This window comes from Kosakonia arachidis (assembly GCF_900116535.1).
GTDB classification, from domain to species: Bacteria; Pseudomonadota; Gammaproteobacteria; order Enterobacterales; family Enterobacteriaceae; genus Kosakonia; species Kosakonia arachidis.
In genome coordinates this window covers 37,668-63,957 of record NZ_FPAU01000005.1, presented here as the reverse complement: position 1 = coordinate 63,957, position 26,290 = coordinate 37,668, and the positions used below count along the sequence as shown (strand labels likewise).

The following is a 26,290-nucleotide window of genomic DNA, read 5'->3' as shown; positions in this document are numbered from 1 at the left end:
GGAAAGCTGGCTCAGAAGAAAAGGACTGGAGCATGGCAAGTTCGGGCAGCACATCACAACCCACGCGCTACACTGGCGCGCAACTGATTGTTCATTTACTGGAACGACAGGGCATCACCACGGTAACCGGTATTCCTGGCGGTACGGTTCTGCCACTGTACGACGCGCTCAGCCAGAGCAAACAGATTCGCCATGTGCTGGCGCGCCACGAGCAGGGCGCAGGTTTTATTGCGCAGGGTATGGCGCGTACACAAGGCCTGCCGGCGGTCTGTCTGGCCTGTAGCGGGCCGGGTGCGACCAACCTGGTGACCGCCATCGCCGATGCGCGTCTCGACTCCATCCCGCTGGTTTGCATTACCGGCCAAGTACCCGCCTCGATGATCGGTACCGATGCGTTCCAGGAAGTAGACACTTACGGCATCTCTATCCCCATCACAAAACACAACTACCTGGTGCGTGACATCGCCGAACTGCCGCAGGTGATCTGCGATGCGTTTCGCATTGCACAGTCTGGCCGCCCTGGCCCGGTGTGGATAGATATTCCTAAAGATGTGCAGACGGCAGAAATCACCCTGAGCGAACTGCCGGAACCTGGCTACAAAACCCCAGCCCCGGCCTGGAATGCGCAGGCGGTGCGCGAAGCCGCGGAGATGATCAATGCCGCACAGCGCCCGGTGCTTTATCTCGGCGGTGGAGTAATCAATGCGCCGCAGCAGATTCGTCATCTGGCGGAGAAAGCCAATCTGCCGACCACCATGACGCTGATGGCGCTCGGCATGCTGCCGAAGCAACACCCGCTGTCGCTGGGCATGCTGGGGATGCACGGCGCACGCAGCACCAACTTTATCCTGCAAGAAGCGGATTTACTGGTGGTGCTGGGGGCGCGTTTTGATGACCGGGCAATTGGGAAAACAGAGCAGTTCTGCCCGAATGCCAAAATTATCCATGTTGATATCGACCGCGCGGAGCTTGGCAAAGTGAAGCAGGCGCATGTGGCGATCCAGGGTGATGTCGGCGAGGTGCTTGACGCGATGCTCCCGTACATTGAGGCGCACTCCCGCCACACCTGGCGTAACACGGTTGAGCAACTGCAACACGAATTTCCGGGTGCCATTCCGCAGGGCGGTGATCCGCTGAGCCACTACGGTCTAATCAACGCCGTTGCAGCTTGCGTAGACGATAACGCCATTATTACAACCGATGTGGGCCAGCATCAGATGTGGACGGCGCAGGCCTACCCGCTTAATCGTCCGCGTCAGTGGCTGACTTCCGGCGGTCTGGGCACCATGGGGTTTGGGCTCCCTGCTGCTATTGGCGCTGCGCTGGCGAACCCGGATCGCAAAGTTATCTGCTTCTCTGGCGACGGCAGCCTGATGATGAATATTCAGGAAATGGCCACGGCCGCAGAGAATAACCTCGATGTGAAGATCGTGTTAATGAACAACGAAGCGTTGGGGCTGGTTCACCAGCAGCAGAGCCTGTTCTATAAATCTGGCGTGTTTGCGGCAACCTATCCTGGGATGATTAATTTTATGCAGATTGCCGCAGGTTTCGGCCTGCAAACGTGTGATTTAAACGCCGTCGCCGATCCGCAGGCCGCGTTGCTGGGGATCATCTCTCGCCCTGGCCCGGCATTGATCCATGTCCGTATCGACCCGCAAGAGAAAGTTTATCCGATGGTGCCGCCGGGTGCGGCAAATACCGAAATGGTGGGGGAATAAGCCATGCAAACAACTGATAACGTCATTCTAGAACTCACCGTGCGTAACCATCCGGGCGTCATGACGCATGTTTGCGGGTTATTTGCGCGGCGAGCGTTCAACGTGGAAGGTATTCTCTGTTTACCGCTACAAAACGGCGAACAGAGCCGTATCTGGCTACAGGTTGCTAACGACCAGCGGCTGGAGCAAATGATAAGCCAGATCGACAAACTGGAAGATGTGGTGCAAATCATCCGCCACCAGAGCGATCCGGGCGTGTTTAACAAACTGGGACAGTTCTTCGAATAAGTGCGCTATCTATGCGAAGCGCCCGGTAAGCCGATAGTTAGCTGTCGGCTTACGGCTGTCTTTACGGCTGTGCGTCAGGGGGAATTTCCCCGTATGATAAGCCTCTTTTACGCACCGGGAGCAAGTATGATTTGGTTGATGTTGGCAACGCTGGTGGTTGTTTTTGTGATTGGCTTCAGAGTGTTAACCTCTGATTCCCGGCGGGCGATCCGCCGTCTCACTGACCGGCTTAACATTCAACCTGTTCCGGTGGAATCGATGATGGATCAGATGGGCAAAACGGCGGGCAATGAGTACTTAAGTTACCTGGCGCGCCCGGATGAAGCACATCTGCAAAATGCGGCGCAGGTGCTACTGATCTGGCAGGTTTCCATCGTCGATGGCAGTGAGCAGAACCTGCAATACTGGCACCGGCTGATGCAAAAAGCGCGACTTGCCGCACCGATAACTGATGCGCAGGTGCGCCTGGCACTCGGTTTTTTACGCGAACTGGAGCCAGATGCCCTCGAACTGAACAACTTCCAGTTACGTTATAACGCCCAGTTTATCCCTCAAGGGGGCGTCCACTGGCTGCACTGATCTGCCCCTCATAAAATGAGTTGCCGAATTGTTAATTGCGTCACAGATGATGAATGTTACACTGCGCGACCTTCACGACGAATAACTAAGCAGGTGGTAAATGAGTGAGCAAACGGTGGCGCAATCTCCGGTGGACGCGGTAACCCGTCCTAACTGGTCAGCCGTTTTCGCGGTGGCTTTTTGCGTTGCCTGTCTGATCACCGTAGAGTTTTTACCGGTGAGTCTGCTGACGCCAATGGCGCTGGATTTAGGTGTTTCCGAAGGCGTCGCCGGGCAAACCGTCACAGTAACCGCGTTCGTGGCCATGTTCGCCAGCCTGTTTATTACCACGGTGATCCGCGCCGCCGACAGGCGCTATGTGGTGATCGCCTTTGCCGTGCTGCTGACCCTCTCCTGCCTACTGGTCTCCTTTGCCAATAACTTTACGCTGCTGCTGGCTGGGCGCGCTTGTCTGGGGCTGGCACTCGGCGGTTTCTGGGCGATGTCGGCTTCGCTGACCATACGTCTGGTGCCGATGCGTACAGTGCCGAAAGCGTTGTCGGTGATTTTTGGCGCGGTGTCGATTGCGTTAGTGATCGCCGCGCCGCTGGGCAGTTTCCTCGGCGGCATTATCGGCTGGCGTAATGTCTTTAACGGCGCGGCACTGATGGGTGCGGTCTGCATTCTCTGGGTGTGGCGAGCGCTGCCGTCGCTGCCGGGCAAAACCGAACATCACGAGAACATGTTTGGCCTGCTGAGACGCCCTGGTGTGCTGGCAGGCATGATCGCCATCTTTATGGTCTTCGCTGGGCAGTTCTCGTTTTTTACCTATATTCGCCCGGTATATATGAATTTGGCCGGCTTTAGCGTCGATGGCTTAACGCTGGTGCTGCTGAGCTTTGGTATTGCCAGCTTTGTCGGGACGTCCTTCTCTTCCGCGGTGATGAAGCGTTCGGTCAAAATGGCGCTCACCCTTGCACCGCTGACACTGGCTGTTAGCGCGCTGGTGTTGATTTTGTGGGGCAGCGATAAAATCGTTGCCGCAGGGATCGCCATCACCTGGGGGCTGGGTTTTGCGCTGGTGCCGGTGGGCTGGTCAACCTGGATCACCCGCACCCTTGCCGATCAGGCGGAAAAAGCCGGTTCCATTCAGGTAGCGGTGATTCAGCTTGCCAACACCTGCGGCGCGGCGATTGGCGGTTTTGCGCTGGACCATTATGGGTTGCTGTCGCCGCTGCTGCTCTCTGGCACCCTGATGCTGCTAACGGCGCTACTGGTGGCAACAAAAGTAAAAGTGAAAGCGTAAACGCCGTCATTCGCCGGGTGGCGCTGTGTTTACCCGGCCATGAACGCTCGCATATTGCACAACGCGTAGGCTCAATAAGCGTAGCCGCCATCGGGTAACGTTATGCAGAAGCGCTGGCGAGCCGCATTTTGCGGCGCGAATCCCAGGCGATCAGCAGTACCGACGAGACAATGAGCAGCGTGCCAAGCCAGTCCGGCAATGAGAAAGCAACGCCGAGCAGCACCACCGAGAGTAGTGCACTGCTCAGCGGTTCAGCGCAGCTCAGAATGCTGGCCTTCGAGCCGCCAATCATCTGCGCGCCTTTCAGGTAGAGACTAAAGGTGAGTGCCGTTCCGATCACCACCAGATAGAAGAACGCCATCAGCAGGTGTCCATCCACCGCCACACTTTCCCCCTGCCCGCCAAAAAACGGCGTCAGCATCAACCCCGCCAGCAACATACTCCAGCCGACAATCGGCAGCGTGCCATACCGGGCGATCAACGCTGAGGGATAAGTGGTGTAGAACGCGGCGGAAAACGCCGAAGCGATCCCCCACAGCAGCGCCTGGGGAGAGATAGACAGCGACGTCAGGTTACCGTGCGTCACCAGCAGGAAAGTGCCCGTCAGCGAGGTGAAAATCGCCGCAACAACCGGCGGGGTGGGGCGTGCTTTACGCACCAGAGCCAGCCACGTCACGATAATGGTCGGCGACAAAAATTGCAGCACTGTGGCGGTAGCCGCGTTGGACTTTTCGATGGTCAGCAAAAAGGTCAGTTGCACGGTCAGCGCGCCAACCAGTGAGAAGATCAGCAGGCTGATGGCGTCTTTACGTTTTTTCAGGATGGCGAAAATTTTATCGCCGTGCACAAAAGAGAGCGTAAGCAAAATGATGCCGGTAAACAGCAGGCGCGTCATGGTTAACCACGGTGACGGGATATGGCTTTTCTCCATGATGTACTGCGCGCAAACCCCGGAACTGCCCCATAACACCGCGGCGGCCAGTACATAAAGCATCCCTTGTTTTGTGGAACCCATCTTTTAACCCAACTCTGTCATGCTAATTGCTTATTGATAAGGTGCGCATCATAACACATGTACAGAGATTAACCGGAGGCGGCTGAGGGTGACCGCCTCCGGTTTTACATCAGAACCAGGCTTCCCACATCGCGCCGACGTTAAACGAATCGAGTGTACTGTCGTCGGTGCCATTGACTCGCGCGGTACGTTTGTTATCGACTTCACCGCCGGTCACGTAGAAGCGCAGCATCGGGCGGAATTCCGGCCCCATCGCAATCGAGATGTTCTGCGACAGCGTCAGTTTCCAGCCGTGGTTATCGCCGCCCTTGTCATAATCAACGCGCTGATAACCGGCTTCCAGCCAGGTTGAATGGACATCGTTCCACCAGTGCATCGGGCGAATAATTGCACCATAGTTGCGGCGGTTATCCGCTTTGTTGGTGCTGTTATCGTAATCGTGGAAGGCCAGCAGGTATTCCACCTGGGTTTGCTGGCTGAATTTGTAGTTGCCTTCGAAGCTGGCGTAAATCGCCGTCAGATCATCAGTTTTGTTGAATACGCTGTTGTCCGCGTTATCGGAATAACGGGCGATCACTTTGTTCACGCCGTGGTCATTGGTGTGGCTAAGTACCACGCCGCCCTGCCAGGCGCGCTGTCGGTCTTCGCTTTCGATCGCTTTGGAGTCAAAACCGTAGTTGGCATAGATCTCCAGATCGAGTGGGCCGACCTTCATGCCGTGAATTTTCGAGGTGACGGCATAGTTACCCTTATCACCAACGTTCGAACCGCCCGTACAGGTGATGCGTGACGGGTTGGCTTCATCCTCCAGTACTGCCGGGCTACAGGATTCCACGGCGGCCACAGCGGCCACGTCAAACTGCACGCCGCCAATATCGAAGTTTTTCACCCCGGCGCCCTGGCCATCATGGTTCATCCAGAAGTAGTCGTTGATACCCTGCTGCGGACGCTGGTGGAAGTCGCGGCCCGCCCAGAAGTAAGCATTCGGATTCGAGGCCAGCAGGTTGGTTACCCCGGCATAGGCTTTTTTCAGGTTAACTTCGTCACCCCAGTGATCGAACATGACGTTAACGTCCCAGATTGCGCCGTTGTCGCCTTTAAACGCCTTCGAAAGCTGGAATTCACCGCCGTTGCCTTCATTACCCAGACGGCCAATGGCGGAGGCGCCATTATAAGAACCATCGACGCCAACATATTTCTGATCGCCAGACTGGAAGTGCGCGCCGTAGCGGGCATAACCGCTGAATTTCAGGCCGTAAGGAATAGCTTTATCCGGCTCCTGAGCGGTAGTTTGTGGTTCAACAATCACATCCGCTTTTTTATTGATGGCGGCATCCATTTTAGCCTGCCGTTCCGCCAGCGCTTTATCGACCGCTTTGGCGACAATGGCATCGATTTGCTCTTGCGTAAATTCTTGTGCGAAGACGGACCCAGAGCAAACGGTGGCTGCAACCGCCAGCGCCACTGGAAGTATTTTATTTATTCTCATGGTTATCTCAATTTTGTAAGTTATTCGCAGACAATAGTTACCCTGCGCTGGCAGGGTAAAAATATTGCCATCACCAAAAACTAATATTTATTTGTAGAGTCGGGCACAGATTAATTAAGATTTACCGTAATCAATTCTCCATTTATTACTGTCGATATAATGAATGCAGTTGAATTATTTCTTCAGATAATTCGCGGGCCAGTAACGACGTCATTAAGTGATCCTGGGCATGCACCATAATTAACGTCATTGGCTGACGGGCTTCACCGGCATCCTGCTCAATCAATTGTGTCTGCATTTTGTGCGCCTGGCGTGAATAACCATCGGCCTCGCGCAGCAGGCTGCGGGCTTCTTCAATATTGCCCTCCCTGGCCGATCGCAGCGCCTCAAAACACAGGCTGCGCGACTGTCCGGCATTGACGATAATTTCCATTACCGCTTCTTCAAGTGCGACCATAATCATTATTCCTGAGTAAAACCATTAAGCGCGGCGGTGGCGGCAAACCACTCTCCACTTTTCTTAATAGTGCGTTGCTGAGTTGCCAAATCTAATTGCACAAAACCGTAGCGGTTTTTATATGCGTTACACCATGACCAGTTATCAATAAATGTCCACATATGGTAACCAAGACAATGACAGCCTTCGCTAATTCCTTTATGTAGCCATTTCAGGTGATCGCGAACAAAGGTAATACGATAACTATCGTTAATTTGTCCGTTTTCAATAAAGCGTTCTTCATTCTCGACTCCCATACCGTTTTCAGAAATAAAACAGCGTGGGTTGCCATAATTAAGACGCAGGTTGGTGAGAATATCGTAAATACCTGGCTCGTAAATTTCCCATCCGCGATAGGGGTTCATTTTACGGCCTGGCATTTCGTAATAATCAAACAACCACTCCGGCATAAATGGCGCATCGGGATTAACCGCGCTGTCCCGGCACTTTACCCGCCGCGGCTGGTAATAGTTGATGCCGAGCAGGTCGATTTTCCCTTCTGCAATCAGCGAGATATCTTCCGGCTGGCAGGCGGGGAGCTGATCGTACTCTTTGAGCAGCGCCACCAGGTCAGCGGGATACTCGCCACGCAGTACCGGGTCGAGAAAACTGCGGTTAAATAGCAAATCTGCGTGGTGTGCCGCTTTCACATCCGCAGGATGTTGCGAGCGCGGATAAGACGGAGTCAGGTTCAGCACAATGCCAATGTCGCCGGAGTGGTGTCCGGCGCGAAACGCTCTGACTGCGCTGGCATGAGCCAGTACCGTGTGGTACGCCACCGTCGCCGCGCGTTTGAAATCCACCACGTTTGGGTAATGGAAATCGTACAGATAGCCACCTTCGACCGGAACGATCGGCTCGTTAAAGGTAAACCAGTGCTGCACCCGATCACCGAACAGCTCAAAACAGATTTGCGCGTAGCGACTAAAAGCCTCAACCACTTCGCGGCTTTCCCAGCCGCCTTTTTCCTGCATTACCATCGGCATGTCGAAGTGAAACAGCGTAATAAACGGCGTAATTCCCTGCGCCAGCAGCTCGTCGATTACGTCGTTGTACCAGGCGACAGCCTGCGGGTTCACTTCCCCGGTTCCATCCGGGATCAGGCGCGACCAACTCAGCGAAGTACGAAAACTGTTGTGATTAAGCTGCTTCAACAGCGCGATATCTTGCCGCCAGTGGCGGTAAAACGTCGAGGTCTCCTGCGGCCCAATCTGCTGGTGAAAACGCCACGGTTCGCGAGCAAACCACGTATCCCAGGTGGTGGCGCTTTTTCCGCCTTGCTGGCTTTCCCCCTCGGTTTGCAGTGCCGAGCACGCACTGCCCCACCAGAAGTTTGCGGGAAAAACATATTTCATTACCGACTCCTTTTTAGTTACTGCGAACAGTTTCCGTCATCGGTGCGCTGGTCTGCGCTTTTTGTTCTTCCGCTTTCATCAGCGAGTGTTCATACGCCCGCAGGAACGGCAGATACATCAGGGCAGACATCACCATACAAATCAGGCACATCACCACCGGGCTAAAGGCCCAGTTCGCCGCCCATGAGGCACCGATTGGCGCAGGCGTTGTCCACGGTGTCAGCGAAACCACCTGCGCCAGCAGACCCATTTTTGTCGCCGTGTAAGCCAGCACGGCGTTAACCAGCGGTACGCAGACAAACGGCACAAACAGCATCGGGTTCATGATAATCGGCGCACCGAAAAGAATCGGTTCGTTGATGTTAAAGAAGCTTGGCACAACCCCCATTTTGCCAATGGTACGCAGATGCGCGACGCGGCTACGCAGCAGCAGGAACGCCAGCGGTAAGGTCGAACCCACGCCGCCAATCAGCAGGTAGTGATCCCAGAAGCCTTGCAGATAGACGTGCGGCAGCGCAGCACCTGCCGCCAGCGCAGCCTGGTTGGCGGAGAGGTTGGCCATCCAGAACGGGTTCATGATGCCAGTGACAATCAGCGAACCGTGAATACCGGCGAACCAGAAGATTTGGCACAGCAGCACGGAGAGCAGAATGGCGGGCAGGGAATCAGAGGCGGAAACCAGCGGCTCCAGCAGGTGCATAATCGCCTGCGGCAGGATCATTCCGGTTTGTGCTTCGATAAACAGGTTCAGCGGGTGCAGCGTACCAATGATCACCACCACCGGAATCAAAATCTCAAACGAACGCGCCACGCCGGTCGGGACCTCTTTCGGCAGGCGGATGGTGATGTTGTGCTGTTTGAGCCAGGCGTAAACGCGCGATGAGTAGATGGCGGTCAGCAAGGCAGTAAAAATGCCCTGACCGGAGAGATACTGAGTGGAGATTTTGCCGTCTGCATACGGCGCAGCAACCAGCAGGAACGCCATAAACGCCAGCAGGCCAGTCATCACCGGATCGAGATTAAACTGGCGACCGAGGCTGGCGCCAATCCCGACGGAGATAAAAAACGTCATCACCCCCATGCTGAGATTAAACGGCAGCATCAGTTGCGCGCGGTATTCGGTCGAGAAATCGAGCCAGGCGCGGGCGAAACCAACGGTGGTGTCGGCGGAAAACGGCGGGAAGATAAACACCAGCATAAAGGAGCCGATGATCATAAACGGCAGCGCAGCGGTAAAACCGTCGCGGATGGCGATAACATACTTCTGCTGTCCAAGACGACCGGCCAGCGGCGTAATGGATTGCTCAATAACCGTAATCATTGATTGATATAAGGAACTCATAAGAACACCTTTTTAATGCGCCGCTTCAATCAGCGACAAAGCGTAGTCCAGTACCTCATTACCGCGTTGCATACCGTAATCCATCGGATTGATGGATTGAACCGGAATGCCGTGTGCGGCGGCCTTTTCTGACAGCGTATTTAACATGTACTTAACCTGCGGTCCGAGAAGCACGACCTGATAACGCGGAAATTGCGTGTCGAATTCCGCAACGCCGTATGCGTCGATCTCCACTTGCAGCTCCCGTTCCTTCGCCGCCTCAAGCATTTTCCTCACCAACAAGCTGGTGGACATCCCGGCAGAGCAGCACAACATAATCCTGAACATCGTTAACCATCCTCGAAGTGTAAAAAGTTATTGCCGGGATGATTGGATATCATATGGAAACCGGTTTCCATTTTTTCTCCATAGAAGTGTGATAGCTATCAATATCTATTGCTCATAAGGTATTTTTATTGGATTTACATCACGGAATTTTGCGCCTCGTTGAGAGCAAAAGAGGTGAAATGGAAATTCGGTTTCCATCAAAAAGGGAAACAGTTATACTTTGAGTGGTTATAGATTGAACCGATTTTGCAGGGCGAATTTTCAGGCGCAGGCTACGCGCCGCTCAGGGGTGAAAGATGTCTACAATCAACGACGTATCACGGTTAGCTGGGGTTTCTAAAGCCACAGTCTCACGGGTGTTGAGTGGTTCGCGTGGCGTTAAAGAAGCCAGTCGTCTCGCGGTACTGAAAGCGGTCGAAGAGCTGAATTATCGGCCCAATGTTATCGCCCAGTCATTGCTCAGCCAGTCGACAGGCTGCATCGGGGTGATTTGCGCCCAGGAAAATATAAACCAGACCACCGGTTACCTGTATGCGCTGGAAAAACATCTTAGCCAGAGTCAGAAACATTTGCTGTTGCGCTTCGCCAATACCAAAGCCGGGGTGATGAGCGCGCTGGATGAATTGACCTGTGGGCTGTGCGACGATGTATTGATTATCGGCGCACGTTTCCCTCTGAAAATTGAAGATGAAAATGTGATTCTGGTCGATTGCGAAGAGTCCATCGATTCCACACCGAACAACATTCAGTTCGACCACGCCTTTGCGGCGGAAACCGCCTGCAACTACCTGATTAGCCAGAGCCGCCGACAGATTGCACTTATCCATCCCGATACCGCTGCGGCTGAGCAGGTGCTACACGGCTACAAACTGGCGCTGGAAAACAATTTCCTGCCGTTTAACCGCAACCTGGTTTTTATGGATGACACCAGTTCATCGGTAGCATTGCAGGTGCTGCTCAATAACGCTACCACGCTGAACTTTAACGCACTGCTGGTGGCTGACGAGCAGGAAGCGCAGCGCGTGATCCCGCAACTGCAAGCATTTAATAAATCCGTGCCGGGCGACATCATGGTCTTCAGCCTTGCTGGCTCCTTGCATTTACCGGGGATCCCGACCATTCCGGCGATTGAATATTCAATGGATGCGATGGCGGCGCGCATTGTGGCCTGGTTGAATGAAAAAACGCAGAGCGTGCTCGGTTCGCACCGCGTACGCGGTGATTTAATTATTCCCGATATCAGTAAACGCTAATCACTATTTTGAATAGCCTCCGATGAACTGCCCCCCAAAAGTTGGACACCCAGCTGACTAAGGTGCAGTTTTTTATTTCCTGCCTGCAATTTCCGCCCTTAAGTCAAATAAAAAACCAATTTAAGGTAAATTGCATTTTTACCTCTAACAATTCTCTCTCTCTGCTTGTTACTGCCGATAATCCGTTAGAACATCGTAAAAACGCGTAATGAAAGTGGGGGCGGAAGATGAACCGACTGCAGACCATTTCTGTCGAACTGGCGCAGAAGATGGATCAGTTGCAAGCGAGAGATAACAAACCGCTTGCCATCGCTGCCTGCCAGTATGCATTGCACACATCGGGCTGGAAGGACACCAATGTAGATGAAGCGTTCTCAAGGTTGCAACGCAACGTCACCCTGACGGAACCTGAATTGGCGTTCTTGAGAAAGCGCTGTGAGGCGCTGGATAACGACTATTTCATTAAGCAAGAAAACAGCGAGACTGATTCTTTAATCTCATTTAGCCGCGCCCGAATAGTATCCGCGTTACTGTTTTTGCATTCTGGCGAGTACGCTAAATCTGTCTATGAGTCATTGGTTTCTTTAGAGGATACTGCGCCGTTACTGGCGGTACTCCATGAATAAGGAGAAGTGATGAACAGTTTAAATAGTGATTGGGTGCCTGAGTTCGGTACGATCCATACCTGGTTTGCCGCCGATAAACACGGTCATATTGCCGTGATGGTGAATAACTGTTTTGGCGATCTTCCCAAAGCGTTACTGCAAATAACAGACGTTGAATCGCTGCTGGAAAATATGAATGAGTTTATATGGGAAGAATCGCCCATTTTTGATGCATATCCAGAAAATAAAAATGGCGCGTTTTCGGTGGATTTATTTTCCCATTTAAGGTTCGGAAGTTACCCTGATAAAGCACATGTTACAGAAGACCTTAAACAGGAGTGGCAACGGTTAGGATCGCAAAGTGATGCCAATCTGGCCATCAATAAAGGGATGTTTCTTTATTTTGGCGTAGAAGGTTCCAGGCCCGGTGAGGATTATCCTGTTGGGTATGAAGGTACGACGCATTTGGGCGATTACTTTCGCTTCTTAGTCCCTACGCTATTCGCATCGGTTGATGATTTTCCCCAACCGCTTCGTCGGGGTATTGCCGTTTCGACTCTGATTGATTTCGGGAAAGACAGGTTGCTGGATAATCGACAAATCAATACCTGGTTTCCAGCCATGTTTACGGACCACTAAAAATGAGCGGCGAAGGTACTATTCCGATGGATGAATCGCTCCTGGAATGCGATCTGGACTGGTTTGGTGTCGCGCCGGATGGTTCACTCGCCCATTTCGCTACCGCCGTATCGGCCCCGTTCCGGCGGAGATTAGCGACTCTGTTGCCCACTATGAATGGGTTTTTGACTATTTCGCTTCGCTGCAACCGATGTCAGATTTTGAGGTAATTGAGGAAAATCTGGCGGAGTTTTCTAATGAGGCGCAGCGCCAGAGCTATCTGGCCTCATTTATTGCCATGTCGCAAAAGGGGTTTTGTAGCTATGATGGTGAAGATGGCAAATACAGGCTTATATCACGGCCAAAAATAGCGTTAAGGTATGAAGCGCTACCAGAAAAAATAAAATGCGAAATCGTCCCGGTCCCTGCGTCGGAAAGATAATAATGCAACTCTCTCGGTGGCTGCTGTTATTTTTCTTCGTGATAATGATTTTCGGTATGCTTATTTCCTGTTTCTGATCTCGTTTTCCCTGCGTGGATATTTGTATGTCTTAAATCATTCATGGAAACCATTATCAGAGGGAGGATGTTAGGTTTATATTTATCAAGGTTTTTTTTTGGAGTTCATCGCGCTTTACCGGGGAACGCTGCTTTTATTTTCAGGAAGAAACAGTCGTTATTCCGGTATCCATATGCCATTCGCTTTATCACCCTGATCCTGTTGTTCATCCCTTCCAGTATGCGTGTACTGAGCCTGCGTGTCGCTGAGGGACTGCGGTTACACCCGCGACAACAGAGCTGCTGCGAATCGAGAAGCTGAAGACGGGTGAAGAGAGAGTGGTGGGTAATTTCAGTACAGGAAGAGACGGTGAACCCTAAAAAGGGAGGTTTCAGCCTCCCTGGTTGATCAATTCACTTTCGGGAAATCCACCACCGTGTCATTGACGCGGTTAATCATATTGGTGAACAGAATCGCGCTGACGGCGCTGATGGTTTCTACGACCTGGCGATCGTCGAAACCGGCATTGCGAAAGGCGGAAACGGTATCATCAGCCAGTGTGCCGCGCGTGGTGACCAATGTTTGCACGAATTTCACCAGTGCATCAATGTGCGCATCCTGCGGGTATTCCCCGCGACGTAACTGCCGGGTCTGCTCTTCGCTATACCCTGCGCTTTTTGCTGCCAGCGTGTGAGCGGCCAGGCAGTAATCACAGCTGCTTGCTTCGCTAACGGCAAGGTTAATGGCTTCACGCTCTTTGGCGCTCAGGCTGCTTTTTGTCAGCATGGCGTTATGTTGCAGCGCCTGGCCCAGCGCCTCCGGCGAGTGGCTGCCAATGGTCAGATAAGCATTCGGCACTTTGCCTATTGCGCGTTTGATAGCAGTAAATAATTCTGCGGCTTTACCAGTGGCTTCTTCAGCCTGAATGTGCGTTAAACGGCTCATGATTTGCTCCTATTCAGTTTAAATGAGGGCCGCTGTGGCGGCGTTGGGCTTATGTTAGGCTGGGCGGACGTTATAGAATGCGCCAAATCGTCTCTATTTTTTGTCTTATCGTCTCAGGGGAAAGGTGGATACTCTTAGCCAGATACTGACTCTGCTTGCGCCAGTTTGCGCGGTGAATCTTCACTGCCGTTTCGCTGGACGTTGGCAGGCAGATCATGTTCAACTCGCGCCCGGCGCGGTGCCCTGGCATGCGATTCTGAAAGGGGAAGCGCGGCTGAATGTCGCGGGGAAAATCTATGATGTACGCGCGGGAGACGTGTTGCTGCTGCCGCACGGTTCTCCGCATCTGTTGCAGGGGCTGATTGACTGGGGGCACCTTGCGCCAGTGACCAGCCAGCACAACGGCACGCTGACGGAGGTTGTCGCAAAAGGCGAAGGCAGCGCGGTGGAAGTATTATGCGGCGAGTTCAATTTTGGGCCGCACAGCGACTGGCTGTTTGCCCATGAAGTCGATGTTGTCCATTTGCATACCGACGGACAGCAGAATTTCCCGGGACTGCAAGCCCTGCTGGCGATGCTGGTGCGAGAAAGCCTGAGCAACCAGCCCGGAGGGGCGAAGATGGTACAAAGCCTGGCGATGTCGTTTTTAACGATGCTGCTGCGTATTTTACTGTCAGCGCAGGAGCCGCCAGAAGGTCTGTTGCGGTTGATGAGCGATCCGCGCCTCGCGCCTGCCGTACTGGCAGTGCTGGCCGATCCAGCGCAGCCGTGGACGCTGGAGACGCTGGCACAGCGCTGCTTCCTCTCCCGCGCAACCTTCGCCCGCCATTTTTCCCGCTGTTATCACCTGACACCACAAAGCTGGCTGACACAAATTCGCCTCGCGCAGGCTGCGCGTTTGCTGCACCAGCAACGGAGTCTGACGATCGATGCCATTGCAGATCGTTGTGGGTTTCTCTCCCTCTCTTCATTTTCCCGCGCATTTAGGCAATGTTACCAGCAAACACCTGCACAATACCGGCGAACATAGCCTGGTTGATGGCCACATATTCATGGCAGAAAAAGGCACGTGGGACGAAAAGCGGGATCATGTGATGAAAATCGTTATGGATGAACTGCCAGTGATTTCCGGGGTGTATTAAACCTGATTCACCCATTGCAGGCCCGGTAAGCGTCACGCTACCGGGCGTATCGGGATTAGATAAAGGTAAAAATTTCGTCGCGCGGCAGGCGGGATTTCGGCAGGGCGGCGTTGAAGTCTTTATCGCTGCGTACGCCGAGCGATACCAGTACTACGCTGGTCAGCCCTTTTTCACGCAGACCCAACGACAGATCCAGTGCGCGCTGGTCAAAACCTTCCATTGGCGTGGCGTCAATGCCGAGCATGGCCGCACCCAGCAGCAGGCCGCCTAACGCCAGGTACACCTGTTTCTCCATCCACTGTGGCAGATCGCGCTGTTCATAGCGATGCATATCGACGTAAGAACGGCGGCTTTTATCCTGGCCCGCCTGCGCGCCCTCTGCGACGAAGCGGCCATCTTTCTGCTCCTGCGCGAGAATATTTTGCAGATGTTTGTCATCAATATCACTGCGTATGCACAGCGCAATCACATGAGAGGCGTTCAGGACTTTCGGCTCGTTATAGACAAAAGCGCCGGTGGTGGATTTAGCCATGGCTTCGCGCCCTTGTGCCGTAGCGGCAACGACAAAATGCCACGGCTGTGAGTTAACGGAAGAGGGGCTGTTCTGCAGCACGTTCAGCAGTGTTTCGATTTTATCCTGCGGCAGCGTGTGGCCAGGTTCGAACGCTTTTACGGTATGGCGGGCAACGACGGCATCATCAAGGGTCATTCTTTTTCTCCTGGTGGAAATATAAACAAATCAGGGACGGTACTGTTGATTACAGCGAGCATAAACGCAAAACATAACCAGATAAATCGGTGTAAAAAGGCAGCACTTTCACTCGATGAGTGAAAATAACATTTCCCGCCACAGGGATTTCTGGCAAAACAGAAGGGTATTTGCGCTATGGGAGCCACCATGATTCGCCTGGAAGATGTCACGCTGTTTGTTCGTTCGGCAATACTGGGCAGTTTTTCCAATGCCGCTCGGGAAGCCGGATTACTACCGGGTCAGGTCAGCGCTGCCGTCAACCGACTGGAGCGCGATCTCGATAAGCGCCTGTTTGTGCGTTCGACGCGCAGCCTGCGTCTGACTGCTGAAGGAGAAAAATATCTGCCCTTCGCCCAGGAGATGCTGGAAGTGGTGCAGGCGGGCGCTGAGAGCCTGCACAGCGGCGATAACGAGATCCGCGGCGAGCTGCGCGTTGCTGTTCCTTCGGACATTGGCCGCAATGTTTTGCTGCCGCTGATCACCCGTTTTTGCCAGCAGTATCCGAAAATTTCGTTGCGCCTGTCACTTTCCGATCAGATAAGCGATGTCTTTCGCGATCCGGTCGATATTGCCATTCGCTACGGCGTGCTGGATAACAGCAGCTATGTCGCGCTGCCGGTGGCCGAGGATAATCGTCGGGTACTGGCCGCTTCCCCTGATTATTTGGCGCAACACGGTCGTCCCAAAACGCTGGATGAAATCGTGAATCACCACTGTCTGTTATTCACCATGAACAACCAGGTGTATGACAAATGGAGCTTTCCAGAAAATGGCATGCGGCGTCAGCTGATTGTTAAAAGTCGTATGCTGTGTGATGACGCGGATATTGCCCGCCGCTGGGCGCTGGACGGAATGGGCATCGTCTATAAATCCTGGATCGACATCAGCGCGGATGTGCTTGCAGGCCGGTTGGAAGTGTTGTTACCGCAACATACTGGCGAAGCAGCCCCGCTGAATCTGGTGTGTCCGCACCGCAAACAGTTCAACCCGGCCATCCGTCACCTGCATAGCGTACTGCGCGAGAATCTACGGCCAATCACTGCGCTGTTGCAGACGCATCCGGTGTTTAAACCGCACGGATGACCAAAAAACGTATGACTCAGCAGACCAGGATTAAAGTCTTTACGTAAACAGATACGCTATTTCACGGAGGTATGAGCAGATGGCTTTACGTTCACTCGGTACGACGGGTTTACAGATTCCCGCACTGGTTTTTGGCGGCAATGTTTTTGGCTGGACGGTAGATGAAAAGCAGAGTTTCAGCCTGCTGGACGCGCTTTTCGAACGCGGCTTTACCGCGATTGATACCGCAGATGTCTATTCGGCATGGGTGCCAGGCAACAAAGGCGGCGAATCAGAAACCATTATCGGCAAGTGGCTGGCGGCGCATCCGGGCGTGCGCGACAAAGTGACGCTCTTTACCAAAGTGGGGGCCGATATGCGCGAACCGGGAAAAAAAGGGCTTTCTGCTCGCTGGATAGCGCAGGCGATTGAGGATTCACTGCGCCGTCTGCAAACTGATTATATTGATCTCTACTTCTCCCATTGGCCGGATAACGACACACCGTATGAGGAAACTCTTGGTGCGTATGAAAAGCTGCTGAAAGCGGGGAAAATCCGCGCCATCGGCGCATCGAACCTCAATGAGGAGCAACTGACGGAATCGCTAAAAGTAGCAGATGCGAAAGGGCTACCGCGCTACCAGGTCCTGCAACCGGAATACAACCTCTACGATCGTTCCGGTTTTGAAGGCGCGTTGCAGAACTTAACGGTGCGGGAGAATATCGGCGTAGTGACTTACTACAGCCTCGCTTCCGGTTTCCTCTCCGGGAAATACCGTAGCGAAAAGGATCTCAGCCAGAGTCAGCGTGGGCAGGGCATTACCAAGTACCTGAACCCACGCGGCTTCGCTATTATTGATGCGCTGGAAAAGATTGCCGCAAAAAACAACGTAAAACCGGCCGAAGTCGCGCTCGCCTGGCTGATTAACCAGCCGGGCGTAACCGCACCGATCGCCAGCGCCACCAACGTCGCCCACGTTGAAAGCTTCGTCACTGCCGTAGCGTTAAACCTCTCTGCAGATGAACTGGCAACCCTGACCAAGGCGGGTGACTGATCCTCAGAGGCCCGGCGATGGAAAGCCTGCCGGGCCGTGTCCCTCCCCTCTTAAAGCTGGTTTACCTGCGCCCGTCTGCTCAGCGCCATACAAATCATCGGCAGTGGCAGAGTGACGATCAGCAACAGCCACAGCAGGGTATAAACGGAATCGACGCCGTCGTTTTGCAGGTTGGTGTAGAGTTTGACCGGAATCCCCTGTGGAAAGTAAGCGAAAATCATCACAATGCCGAACTCGCCAACCGCCCGCACCCAGGCCAACGCGAACGCCGAGGCCAGTCCTGGCATCGCCATCGGCAGTGCCAGATAGCGAAAGCGCTGCCAGCCGCCCGCGCCAAGCGTTTGCCCGGCTTCAAGAATCGTTTTCGGTACGGTACTAAAAGCGCTGCGTGCCACCACAATAAAATAGGGTAGCGCGCCGTAAAGTTGCGCCAGCACAAAGGCGGCAGGATTGTTGACCAGCGTCATACCTACCTGCGACAGCCACTGACCAAACAGGCCGTAAGGCCCCCATGCGGAAACCAGCAAAATGCCCATCGATAGCGGCGGTGTCAGCAGTGGAACCATCACCAGCAGCTCAGCGATCAGACGTTTGCGACCGGTAGCCCACGCCAGCCACCAGGCCACCGGCAGGCCAATCAGGATAACCAGGCACAGCGCCAGCAGCCCAAGACCGAGCGATACGGCAATCGCATTATCATCCCGCCAGGCAAGCCGGAAGTGGCCCCACGGCGTTTCATGCAGCAGGGTAACAAACGGAATGCACAACAGCAGCAATGCGGGAAGCGACAACCAGCCCGCCAAACGCCCGGCCTGGCGCATCAGCGGTACAGCGCGTCGCCTTTCGGCGCGGCGTAACCATATTGATTAAGGATCTGCTGACCCTGCGAGCTTTGCATAAATTCAACGAATTTCTTCGCCTGATCGGTGCCGTTTGGTGCGTTCTTCAGCACGGCTGCGTAAAATACCATCGGCTGCGTGTGCAGGGTTTGATCTTTACCTGCGCTGTCTTTAATGGTGAAGCTAACTGTGTCATACCACTGTTTCGCCAGCGCCGGGTTGCTGAGGTTGATCTCATCCGGCAGCGCAACATACGGCAGATGGGCAGAACGCACTTCGCTTTCGTAACCGGCTGCGGCATCAATCTGACCACTCTCCAGACGCGCCAGCAGCCCGCCTTCCTGGTGCGTTTGTTGCGGGTTTTGCAAGCCGCCCAGCACTTTCTGCGCCATGCCCGGCTGGTGATAATATTTTTCCGCCAGCAGCAGGGTAAAGACAATGTTCTGCCCTTTCGGATCGACATACGGATCGGTGCGGCCGAAGTGAATATCTTTCTGTGTCAGCAGATTCAGCCAGTTGGCATCATGATGTTTACTGGATTCGGCAAACTGTGCGGCATATTTTCCTTTCGGACTGTACGCGACCACCATGCTGGTGCTGGCGACCGGGACGGCATCATCGATTAAGCCTGCATCTTTCAGGATCTGCATTGGGCCTGGGTTAATGGAGACAAACACATCCGCCGTCAGTTTATGGCTCGCAAGCAGGCGTGCCATACCGTAAGCACCCTGTCCCTGGCCCTGCCAGGCACCGTTTTCCGCTTTTGCAAACACCGGCCCCAGCCCCTGATCCATTACTTTGCCCATCGAACCGGCATAAGTGACACGAATATCTTTTGCCAGAACGGGCGTAGCGCTAAACACCGCCAGCGCCATCACCGCTGCACACTTGCCTGTTATCGTTTTCATCATGCTTCTCGTTATATAAAAAAGTAAATAACGATTATCTTTTCCACACAGGAAATGAACAACGTAAGCGGCGAATTCGTTGATGTTTTGTTGAAGTTAACGAAGCGGCAGGCGGCAATTTCCGCGCACTGACATCTCCTGTCAGCCAGGGCGTTTATCTTTCCCTTAGTGGAATAAGGGAATTGCACAGAATGCGAAAATTTCATTTTAGTTTTCCTGTTTTCTGCCGTTAATCCCTATGAAAAAAACAAGGTCTTACCTGAAACTTCGGGCAGGGGCGCGATGGTCAGGCTGTACTTTTAACGTCTTGTGAGACTTTATTCCCGGAACCCGCAGCAATGAAGGAAAGTCACGACAGAAAACACGACCCGTTGATTGAGCGGTTGTGCGAAATTTTCGCAGCGCTTTATCAGGGCAAAACCATAGATAAGGCGTGGCTGTGCGATAAATTCGGCATAACGGAACGCACGGCTTACCGCGACCTTGCGCGGCTGGGACATATCCTCGATCAGGTCTCGCCTGGACGTTATAAACTCAGCGCCCCCCTTCTTCCGACATTACACAGCGGTCATCTGGCGGAATTCGCTGACTTTACCGGCGTGGCGCATCTCTTCCCTCGCCAGGACGGACAATCGCTGCGTAACAGCATGAAACAGCGCAGCAATATCGCCTTTCACGCGCCAGGCAGCCGGCAAAACCAGTTGCTCGAACCATTGCTTACCCAGTTAAATCAGGCCATTAGCCAACGTATAGAAGTGGAATATTGCTACCGCGACAAAGCCCGGCGGGCGCAACCTTACCGGCTGATTAACCAGTACGGCTTGTGGTATCTGGCGGCCGTGGAAAAAGGACAGTTGAAGGCTTTCGAAGTGGCGCGTATTCAGCGGCTAACCAGCACCGACCAGCGCTTTGAGCTGCATGCCGGGGTGGTCGCCGAACTGGAAAGTCATGTTGGTATTCGCTTTGGCTCGCGGGTGGAGACGGTACTAAGCGTATCGGCGCATGTCGCAGAATATGTCACTCGCCGGGCGCTGTTCCCCGCGCAACGAATTATTGAACACCACGACGACGGCAGCCTGACGCTCTCTACAGCGATTAGCGATCCGCATACGCTGTTTCGCTGGCTGCGTTACTGGTTGCCGGACATCGGTATTCTTTCTCCTGCCTCGCTGCGCGAGCAATTTGAACAGGATTTACATACCCGATTTCACGCCGTATAGCGGCCGCGACGTTATCAAGGACAGGGACTTATATGTTTGGTTCGCGTAAACCGAAACCGTTAACACAGAGAGACGACAGTTTGACATCCGGACGCATCAGCCCGCAGTTCGCCCGGCAACAGAAGAGAGGCGTTTCTGTACCGTTTATGACGACAACTACACACTCTCCGCCGCCCGTGCGCGGGAAGCGCGCAAGCTGCTGGTGGCCTCGCTAGATGAACAACAATCGCGGCGCGTGATTGTCGCTGGTTTTGGCGATTCACAACCGCTCAGCGGCATTTCACCTAATGATGAGCGCAACCGCCGCGTTGAAGTGCAATTTCTCACCCATGCTGCCGCACGTCAGGACAGCACTACCACAGAGTCAACAACCGATGGCAAATAACTACAGACAGGATAAAGACCTGGAGCTTCTTCGCTATGCAGACCAGGAGATGCTGGGCGTACTGGTGAACTATTTAACCACCGACAAAGACGGTTCCACGCGCTACACCGAGTCGTTAACCGGTGATGAGACATTCAAGGCTGCAAACGGCGATTTTCGCAAAATTTGGCAGCTTATCGGTGCGGAGTTGCAGCATTTTGGCGGTGATTCGCTGATGAATTTCATTCGCCGTAACGGCGTGCCATACAAAGAGATCCTGACGGATGTGTGTAAAAAAATCGGCGTAAAAACGGATTTCTCCGCCGACACGGTGGAGATCGAGAAAGCGATGCTGGCGAAGTTATTTGAGGACTCCTGGGAAAAAATGAGTGAGGCCGAACGCGCCAGCATACGCACACAGTTGAAAATCAACGGCAATCTGGCGAGCGGTGCGGCGCTGTCCGCCATTATCGCGGCGATTCGCCTCGGTGGATTTATGTCTTACCAGGTATCGTTGATTGTGGCCAATGCTGTCGCCAGAGCGCTGCTCGGACGTGGGCTGGCGCTGGCCGCCAACGCGGGATTGATGCGGGCAATTGGTATTTTTGCCGGACCAGTGGGGATGGCGATCTCCGCGCTACTCACGCTACCGGCGCTGACCGGCCCGGCCTATCGCGTTACGTTACCGGCAGTGGTGCAAATTGCGGCGATGCGTCAGCAGCTTCTGAAACCTGAAGAGGACATTTTTTGATGGATACGATATTCACGTTTGACTGGCTTAAGGTCTATCCGGAGGTGCTGGAAGCGCTGCAAAACGGGAAAGCGGTCCTGCGCGACGGCGTGGCGTACTGGACGGAACTGGCGGAAAAATCAGGGATTGCGCAACATATGCCGCTCAAACAGATCCCTTTTAACCCGGAATCCATCACCGAACTGAAACAGTTGGTGCAGATGGCGCAGGCCACGCAACTAGCGGCGATCGGCCTTTCGACGGGCATTGTTGTCGGCGCAATTGTGGTGCAAACCCTGTATCTGGCGAAAAAAATCGACAAGCTACAACAGAGCATTGACGTGATCTCCGCCGATATTCATGCGCAGAACGTCATCTTTTATATGGAAAAACTGTCGCGCTATTTTGGCGTGGTGGAATCGGCCCGCGTGCTGCTGCTGGATAAAGTGCTGGTGGAAGAGACCAGAGACGTAGCGGCAAGCCTGTTGGCACAGTTGGCCTGCGAGCGTAATGAAGTGTTATCCCTGATTGATAATCTGCTCTCGTTCGCCGATGAGCTGACCGATCGCCATCTTGAGCAAGTGCTGGATTTTATCACCCTGATGATGGATATCCTGCCGAAAGCGATCTACATCGAAAGCCAACTTTGCGACCGCTACGGCAAATTCCGGCTGGCCGAACACCTAATGCGTGAGAATGCACAGCGCTACCGCGCCACGCTGGAAGAGTATCGCCAGTGGTGTAACCGTAAAGCGAAACAGGCGATCAGTGGTAAAGCGAACCCGGAAGCGCTGGCCTTCCATAACAAAAAAACGGAGCTTAGCGAGCTATTTAACTCGCCGGATAACCCGCTGTTGTTGAGTGAGTTGCAGCGCTTTACGCCGGAATTTTTGCCGCGTTAAGGTTAAACTGTCGCGCAGGCACACTCTGTGCCACGGTTTAACTGTTCTTGTCACGTCGGGCGAAAGAGGATGTCATTGATATCCACGTCGTCCGACGGACTCCGGCAATCGCTACCACGTTGTTTTCAACGTTATTCATAACTCCTTCCTTAGCCGCGATATTGCTCGTCGGTAACCTGTTCAAGCCAGGTCACTGGGCTGCCATTTAACGACTCGGCGATGGCAATATGGGTCATGGCGGTATCCGCCGTCGCACCGTGCCAGTGTTTAACATCCTCAGGGATCCAGACAATATCGCCCTGGTTCATCTCCTGAATGGCTTCGCCTTCACACTGGATCCAGCCTTTGCCGTGGGTAACGATCAGCGTCTGGCCGAGCGGATGGCTATGCCATGCGGTGCGCGCGCCCGGTTCAAACGTCACGGTTGCACCGCCGACGCGGGCAGGTTCTTCGGCCTTAAACGGCGCGTCGATCCGCACGCGGCCAGTGAAATATTCCTGCGGGCCTTGCGCGGAAGGAACGGAAGCATTGCGGGTGATCTTCATGGTCTTCTCCAGTGTGGGTCTTATCGTTAAGTTTACTCACCGGGCGGAAAATCGGTGGAGTCTGGCGTGACAGATGCCCCGCACGTTTTCTGGCAACAGCGGCCATGGCCCTGCCCATTACCTGCGGCTATTGGGGAAAATCGATATGAGCTTATTAGCCTGAATCATGACAGCGGCCGACGGTGTCACTGAACGGTCTCCAGACCAGCTGTGCCAATGCGAAGCCGATTAAGAAACCAGGTAATGGTCCGTTCGATATCCCCTTGCAGCTCGCTGGCCGTCAGCGCGCTGAGGATCGCGAGGAACAGCGACCCGTGTATCTTGTTGCTCATAGAATCCTGATTCAGCAACGAGGAGGGTGCCGACAAAGGCGGAACGCTATCTTAATCAGAACGACACAAATGATAACCTCATTAAATCATAATGATGTCATGAGCGAGATTCATGAATGGTGTTCGTTGACCGTCAGGGTAAGACTACCGGCGGTGCGCTGTCGTTGGCATAGTGGTGCGGGATATCCGTTTGTGCGACGGCGTGGTACCGCCCATTGACCTGGTGGTGGATCTCTACAACGCTATCAACCTGCGTTACGTTGTTCCGGTTGACGGCGAAAACGATGGTTCATCCTTGAGAGCCTGTCTCACATAATACCGCAGGCCGCATTATGTGAGGCAGGCGACGAACTGATCGCCAGATTGCAACGTATGATGCCAGGCTGTTGCTGTGAGAAGACAGCGCTGGGTTTCTGACTATGAAGGGGGGAAGATATGGATTTCACTGGACTGAGCGCATTTCCGCTGACGCCGCTGGTTGATGAGCGACTGGATGAAGCGGCATACGTTCGGCTGATCGAGAAGCTCCGCGTTGCCGGGGTGGATTCGATTGGCGCGTTAGGATCGACGGGTTGCTATCCCTATTTCAGCCGTAATGAACGCGCCGCCGCACTGCGCCTGGCAACGGAAACTTCCGGCGCGGTTCCAGTGATCGCCGGGATTGGCGCACTGCGTACCCGCGATGTGCTGTGGCTGGCGGAAGATGCGCAAAAAGCGGGGGTTAGCGCGGTGCTGCTGGCGCCGGTTTCCTATCACGCGTTAACCGAAGAGGACGTCTTTGGCCTGTACGCGACGGTGACTCGCGAATTGTCGGTACCGCTCTGCGTTTACGATAATCCCCGTGCGACACATTTCACCTTCAGCGATGCGCTGATTGCCCGTATCGCCCAGTTACCCAATATCGGCTCGATCAAAATTCCTCCCATTGCCGCTCTGGAGCGGATTGCGGCGCTGCGGGAGCACATTCCGTCACATATTACGCTCGGCATCAGTGGCGATGCTATAGCAGTTGACGGTCTGAGCGCTGGCTGCGGGATCTGGTATTCAGTGCTGGGTGGACTATTCCCGCAAGCAGCACTGGCCATCTCCCGCGCAGCGCAGGCCGGCAATATGGCACTGGCAAGGGCGCATTCCGACGTGCTGGCACCGCTGTGGGATCTGTTCAACCGCTATGGCGGCAGCCTGCGCGTGATCGCAACTGCCGCCGAATTGCTTGGCGTGGTGAAGGCGCCGTGTCTGCCTCCACCATTACAGACGCTACAAGGCGACGCACGCCGTGAAGTGGCTGGAGTGATCGAAAGGCTGCGTCTGATTGTGGAGTGATTGTCGTCCCGGCATTGACGTTTTTGCCGGGATTATGCTCCAAGCCTCTTCGCCACAAAGCGTGAAATCGCCGGGCCGGTGATCAGCACCAGAATAAAGCGCCCGGTCTGCATCGCCATCACAAACGAGATATCAACGTGACTTGAAGAGGCGATAATCGCCACCGTGTCTGCCCCGCCGGGACTGGTGGCGAGATAGGCGGTGAGTGGATCGATACCGGCGAACTGTACCAGCAAAAATGCAAAGCAACAGCACACAGCCACCAGTGTCAGCACCGACAGTAGCACACGCGGCAGTGCGCGGGCGGCGTACCAGACAATCTCCCGCGTAAAGCGCAGCCCAATGCTCCAGCCAATCACAGCATAGGAGAGCGCCAGCAGCCATGGCGGCAATTCCAGCGACAACACCCCGGTATCTTCAATAATGGTTCCCAGTATTAACGTTATCAACATCGGACCAGAGGGAAGTTTTACTCGCCGGGCAATCAGATAACCCGCCGCAATGACCAGCAACGTACCGGCAAACGGTAGCCAGCGTACCGGGCCGAACAGGGTAAATGTCGCGACCGCGTGATCCGGGCTATTAGCGCCCATCCATATGCGGGTTACCAGTACCGCAACCAGCGCCACAATCATTACCCGCAGATACTGCATAAATGCCACCAGGCGGACATCGGCGCCGAAACTCTCAGCCATAATGGTCATGGCCGACGCCGCGCCCGGTGACGACCCCCAGATCGCCGTGGAGCCCGGAAAAACCTGTAGCTTCGCCATAATCCAGCCGAGAATGGCGCTGGCGAAAATCACCGAGACAATGCAACTGATAAATAGCGGCCAGTCGGCAGCAATGCGACCGAACACCGAAGGGGGAATAGCATGAGCGATCATGGCACCGACCACCGCCTGCGCAACACCGAAACTGGTTTTGCTTATCACCACATGCCGGTCAAGGATGGCGAGAGTAATCCCGGCAAACATCGGCCCCAGCAGGAGCGCAGCGGGCAGATGAACCAGCTCCATCATAGCGACAAAGAGCAGTGAGAGGAGAAGAAGCGGCAGCCCGTTACGCAGTTTGGGCATCGCCATCAGCAGCACTCCGGATGAGTGACAGTGATAACTGTGGGATCAGCGAAAGACATAACACTCCCCGAACAATAACAGTCTGAAAAGCAAAGCATGTCTTTCGAATGTAAGCGTTCTCTCAGGGTGGTGCAATCTTTCATCCATCACTGTGCAGCGCTGTTCGCTTTTTTATATTACACATGAAAGTTTATGGGCAGCTTACAACCTCGTTTGCCAGCC

Annotated in this window: 30 protein-coding genes and 1 pseudogene; 17 read left to right on the top strand and 14 right to left on the bottom strand. The window is 54.1% G+C overall.

The features are described 5' to 3' along the window. The first annotated feature begins 32 nt into the window (after nucleotides 1-32). From ilvB to nepI, 4 genes are all read left to right on the top strand, one after another. Nucleotides 33-1,721, top strand: coding sequence for an acetolactate synthase large subunit (gene ilvB, locus BM427_RS18385; RefSeq protein WP_090123954.1), 1,689 nt, complete (start codon nucleotides 33-35; stop codon nucleotides 1,719-1,721). 3 nt (nucleotides 1,722-1,724) lie between these two features. Then, nucleotides 1,725-2,009 carry an acetolactate synthase small subunit gene (ilvN, locus tag BM427_RS18380; RefSeq protein ID WP_064562571.1) on the top strand — a complete coding sequence of 95 codons (285 nt, stop codon included), beginning with the start codon at nucleotides 1,725-1,727 and terminating at the stop codon, nucleotides 2,007-2,009. A gap of 126 nt (nucleotides 2,010-2,135) precedes the next feature. Then, complete coding sequence (locus BM427_RS18375) at nucleotides 2,136-2,588, top strand: DUF1198 domain-containing protein (RefSeq protein ID WP_090123952.1); 453 nt, start codon at nucleotides 2,136-2,138, stop codon at nucleotides 2,586-2,588. 100 nt (nucleotides 2,589-2,688) lie between these two features. Beyond that, entirely contained in the window at nucleotides 2,689-3,873 is a 1,185-nt protein-coding gene (gene nepI / locus BM427_RS18370) for a purine ribonucleoside efflux pump NepI (protein WP_090123951.1), read from the top strand. A gap of 100 nt (nucleotides 3,874-3,973) precedes the next feature. Here the strand turns inward: nepI and BM427_RS18365 are convergent, their stop codons facing one another. From BM427_RS18365 to BM427_RS18340, 6 genes are all read right to left on the bottom strand, one after another. After that, the gene (locus tag BM427_RS18365; protein WP_090123950.1) at nucleotides 3,974-4,888 is read right to left on the bottom strand and encodes an EamA family transporter; all 915 of its coding nucleotides are present in this window, start codon (nucleotides 4,886-4,888) and stop codon (nucleotides 3,974-3,976) included. Between the two features lie 109 nt (nucleotides 4,889-4,997). Next, on the bottom strand, nucleotides 4,998-6,377 hold the full coding sequence (locus BM427_RS18360) for a carbohydrate porin (protein WP_090123948.1): 1,380 nt from the start codon (nucleotides 6,375-6,377) through the stop codon (nucleotides 4,998-5,000). Nucleotides 6,378-6,522: 145 nt separating this feature from the next. Next, nucleotides 6,523-6,834, bottom strand: a complete 312-nt coding sequence (locus BM427_RS18355) for a PTS lactose/cellobiose transporter subunit IIA (RefSeq protein WP_175518632.1) — start codon at nucleotides 6,832-6,834, stop codon at nucleotides 6,523-6,525. Between the two features lie 5 nt (nucleotides 6,835-6,839). Then, nucleotides 6,840-8,228 carry a glycoside hydrolase family 1 protein gene (locus BM427_RS18350; RefSeq protein ID WP_090123947.1) on the bottom strand — a complete coding sequence of 463 codons (1,389 nt, stop codon included), beginning with the start codon at nucleotides 8,226-8,228 and terminating at the stop codon, nucleotides 6,840-6,842. A gap of 13 nt (nucleotides 8,229-8,241) precedes the next feature. After that, the gene (locus BM427_RS18345; protein WP_090123945.1) at nucleotides 8,242-9,570 is read right to left on the bottom strand and encodes a PTS sugar transporter subunit IIC; all 1,329 of its coding nucleotides are present in this window, start codon (nucleotides 9,568-9,570) and stop codon (nucleotides 8,242-8,244) included. Between the two features lie 12 nt (nucleotides 9,571-9,582). Next, on the bottom strand, nucleotides 9,583-9,897 hold the full coding sequence (locus tag BM427_RS18340; RefSeq protein WP_090123944.1) for a PTS sugar transporter subunit IIB: 315 nt from the start codon (nucleotides 9,895-9,897) through the stop codon (nucleotides 9,583-9,585). Nucleotides 9,898-10,193: 296 nt separating this feature from the next. Between BM427_RS18340 and BM427_RS18335 the strand changes: the two genes are divergently transcribed. From BM427_RS18335 to BM427_RS18320, 4 genes are all read left to right on the top strand, one after another. Beyond that, nucleotides 10,194-11,150: a LacI family DNA-binding transcriptional regulator gene (locus tag BM427_RS18335; RefSeq protein WP_090123942.1), complete on the top strand. Its 957-nt coding sequence runs from the start codon at nucleotides 10,194-10,196 to the stop codon at nucleotides 11,148-11,150. A 227-nt stretch (nucleotides 11,151-11,377) separates the two neighbouring features. Further along, nucleotides 11,378-11,776 carry a hypothetical protein gene (locus tag BM427_RS18330; protein WP_090123940.1) on the top strand — a complete coding sequence of 133 codons (399 nt, stop codon included), beginning with the start codon at nucleotides 11,378-11,380 and terminating at the stop codon, nucleotides 11,774-11,776. Nucleotides 11,777-11,785: 9 nt separating this feature from the next. Beyond that, nucleotides 11,786-12,394: a hypothetical protein gene (locus tag BM427_RS18325; protein ID WP_090123939.1), complete on the top strand. Its 609-nt coding sequence runs from the start codon at nucleotides 11,786-11,788 to the stop codon at nucleotides 12,392-12,394. A gap of 46 nt (nucleotides 12,395-12,440) precedes the next feature. Continuing rightward, nucleotides 12,441-12,815, top strand: coding sequence for a hypothetical protein (locus BM427_RS18320; protein ID WP_244316536.1), 375 nt, complete (start codon nucleotides 12,441-12,443; stop codon nucleotides 12,813-12,815). A 182-nt stretch (nucleotides 12,816-12,997) separates the two neighbouring features. On the opposite strand, the pseudogene BM427_RS18315 reads toward BM427_RS18320, so the two are convergent. Further along, nucleotides 12,998-13,126: pseudogene (locus tag BM427_RS18315) on the bottom strand (transposase); the annotation flags it as partial. A 154-nt stretch (nucleotides 13,127-13,280) separates the two neighbouring features. Beyond that, nucleotides 13,281-13,817, bottom strand: a complete 537-nt coding sequence (locus tag BM427_RS18310) for a carboxymuconolactone decarboxylase family protein (RefSeq protein WP_090123937.1) — start codon at nucleotides 13,815-13,817, stop codon at nucleotides 13,281-13,283. A 124-nt stretch (nucleotides 13,818-13,941) separates the two neighbouring features. Here BM427_RS18310 and BM427_RS18305 point away from each other — a divergent pair, with 124 nt between their 5' ends. Continuing rightward, on the top strand, nucleotides 13,942-14,847 hold the full coding sequence (locus tag BM427_RS18305; protein WP_090123936.1) for a cupin domain-containing protein: 906 nt from the start codon (nucleotides 13,942-13,944) through the stop codon (nucleotides 14,845-14,847). 167 nt (nucleotides 14,848-15,014) lie between these two features. Here the strand turns inward: BM427_RS18305 and nfsB are convergent, their stop codons facing one another. Further along, nucleotides 15,015-15,668 carry an oxygen-insensitive NAD(P)H nitroreductase gene (gene nfsB, locus BM427_RS18300; RefSeq protein WP_090123934.1) on the bottom strand — a complete coding sequence of 218 codons (654 nt, stop codon included), beginning with the start codon at nucleotides 15,666-15,668 and terminating at the stop codon, nucleotides 15,015-15,017. A gap of 189 nt (nucleotides 15,669-15,857) precedes the next feature. Here nfsB and BM427_RS18295 point away from each other — a divergent pair, with 189 nt between their 5' ends. Together BM427_RS18295 and BM427_RS18290 are read left to right on the top strand one after the other, a co-directional pair. Further along, nucleotides 15,858-16,793, top strand: a complete 936-nt coding sequence (locus BM427_RS18295) for a LysR family transcriptional regulator (protein ID WP_090123932.1) — start codon at nucleotides 15,858-15,860, stop codon at nucleotides 16,791-16,793. Nucleotides 16,794-16,872: 79 nt separating this feature from the next. Next, a complete protein-coding gene (locus BM427_RS18290) occupies nucleotides 16,873-17,826 on the top strand; it encodes an aldo/keto reductase (protein ID WP_090123931.1) in 954 nt (317 codons plus the stop codon). A gap of 50 nt (nucleotides 17,827-17,876) precedes the next feature. Here BM427_RS18290 and BM427_RS18285 read toward each other — a convergent pair whose 3' ends face one another. Next, nucleotides 17,877-18,647 (bottom strand): molybdate ABC transporter permease subunit, encoded by a 771-nt coding sequence (locus BM427_RS18285; RefSeq protein WP_090123929.1) that lies wholly within the window; start codon nucleotides 18,645-18,647, stop codon nucleotides 17,877-17,879. After that, nucleotides 18,647-19,540, bottom strand: coding sequence for an extracellular solute-binding protein (locus BM427_RS18280; protein WP_244316631.1), 894 nt, complete (start codon nucleotides 19,538-19,540; stop codon nucleotides 18,647-18,649). The genes BM427_RS18285 and BM427_RS18280 overlap by 1 nt, the downstream gene beginning before the upstream one ends. A 371-nt stretch (nucleotides 19,541-19,911) precedes the next feature. Between BM427_RS18280 and BM427_RS18270 the strand changes: the two genes are divergently transcribed. The 4 genes from BM427_RS18270 to BM427_RS18250 all read left to right on the top strand — a co-directional run bounded on the left by BM427_RS18270 (nucleotide 19,912) and on the right by BM427_RS18250 (nucleotide 22,789). Continuing rightward, on the top strand, nucleotides 19,912-20,793 hold the full coding sequence (locus BM427_RS18270) for a helix-turn-helix transcriptional regulator (RefSeq protein ID WP_090123924.1): 882 nt from the start codon (nucleotides 19,912-19,914) through the stop codon (nucleotides 20,791-20,793). A 202-nt stretch (nucleotides 20,794-20,995) separates the two neighbouring features. After that, nucleotides 20,996-21,178, top strand: coding sequence for a hypothetical protein (locus BM427_RS18260; RefSeq protein WP_244316535.1), 183 nt, complete (start codon nucleotides 20,996-20,998; stop codon nucleotides 21,176-21,178). Continuing rightward, nucleotides 21,168-21,908: a YaaW family protein gene (locus BM427_RS18255; protein WP_090123921.1), complete on the top strand. Its 741-nt coding sequence runs from the start codon at nucleotides 21,168-21,170 to the stop codon at nucleotides 21,906-21,908. Before BM427_RS18260 ends, BM427_RS18255 begins: the two co-directional genes overlap by 11 nt. Further along, entirely contained in the window at nucleotides 21,908-22,789 is an 882-nt protein-coding gene (locus BM427_RS18250) for a hypothetical protein (RefSeq protein WP_090123920.1), read from the top strand. The genes BM427_RS18255 and BM427_RS18250 overlap by 1 nt, the downstream gene beginning before the upstream one ends. Before the next feature lie 149 nt (nucleotides 22,790-22,938). On the opposite strand, the gene BM427_RS18245 is transcribed toward BM427_RS18250, so the two are convergent. Both BM427_RS18245 and BM427_RS25485 read right to left on the bottom strand, forming a co-directional pair. Beyond that, on the bottom strand, nucleotides 22,939-23,334 hold the full coding sequence (locus tag BM427_RS18245; protein ID WP_090123918.1) for a (R)-mandelonitrile lyase: 396 nt from the start codon (nucleotides 23,332-23,334) through the stop codon (nucleotides 22,939-22,941). 185 nt (nucleotides 23,335-23,519) lie between these two features. Continuing rightward, nucleotides 23,520-23,666: a hypothetical protein gene (locus BM427_RS25485; RefSeq protein WP_244316534.1), complete on the bottom strand. Its 147-nt coding sequence runs from the start codon at nucleotides 23,664-23,666 to the stop codon at nucleotides 23,520-23,522. Between the two features lie 175 nt (nucleotides 23,667-23,841). Here BM427_RS25485 and BM427_RS26530 point away from each other — a divergent pair, with 175 nt between their 5' ends. Further along, complete coding sequence (locus tag BM427_RS26530; RefSeq protein WP_437438208.1) at nucleotides 23,842-23,982, top strand: hypothetical protein; 141 nt, start codon at nucleotides 23,842-23,844, stop codon at nucleotides 23,980-23,982. Between the two features lie 119 nt (nucleotides 23,983-24,101). Then, nucleotides 24,102-24,989, top strand: a complete 888-nt coding sequence (locus BM427_RS18235) for a dihydrodipicolinate synthase family protein (protein ID WP_090123917.1) — start codon at nucleotides 24,102-24,104, stop codon at nucleotides 24,987-24,989. A gap of 32 nt (nucleotides 24,990-25,021) precedes the next feature. Here BM427_RS18235 and BM427_RS18230 read toward each other — a convergent pair whose 3' ends face one another. Continuing rightward, nucleotides 25,022-26,074 carry an AbrB family transcriptional regulator gene (locus tag BM427_RS18230; protein ID WP_090123915.1) on the bottom strand — a complete coding sequence of 351 codons (1,053 nt, stop codon included), beginning with the start codon at nucleotides 26,072-26,074 and terminating at the stop codon, nucleotides 25,022-25,024. Between the last annotated feature and the right edge of the window lie 216 nt (nucleotides 26,075-26,290).